The sequence below is a fragment of the Streptomyces sp. P17 genome (assembly GCF_032436805.1).
In the GTDB taxonomy this organism is placed as follows: Bacteria; Actinomycetota; Actinomycetes; order Streptomycetales; family Streptomycetaceae; genus Streptomyces.
This window is the reverse complement of sequence record NZ_JAVRBF010000601.1, coordinates 1-289: the sequence shown is the minus strand read 5'-3', so window position 1 is coordinate 289 and position 289 is coordinate 1. Positions and strand designations below refer to the sequence as shown.

The following is a 289-nucleotide window of genomic DNA, read 5'->3' as shown; positions in this document are numbered from 1 at the left end:
GCCCTGCCTCAAGCCCGAGTTGATCGACCATGCCCGCCGCAACCCGACCCCCCGAAATTTCGCCCGCTGAGTGGCGTGAGGTCGTCTCGGCTGTGCTGACACCCGGAAGGACCGACCCCCGTTTAAAAACGGCGGAGATGCGTTCAATGGACCCATTGCGCCCCGCCCCCTCGGTCGCAGAGACGGCGGGCGGCGCGCAAGGCAATGTTGCGGTCAGAATTTCGGCCCCGGCGGCGGGTTCGGCAAAGCCCAGCCGGTCACGCACCTCGGAGGCCTCGATGCGCAGCCC

The 289-nt window shown here is 68.2% G+C and carries 1 protein-coding gene; it reads right to left on the bottom strand.

The window, feature by feature from the left end; genetic code table 11:
• Positions 1-289 (bottom strand): hypothetical protein (locus RMT89_RS42260; RefSeq protein ID WP_315889068.1); only part of this gene is annotated, 289 nt, incomplete at both ends.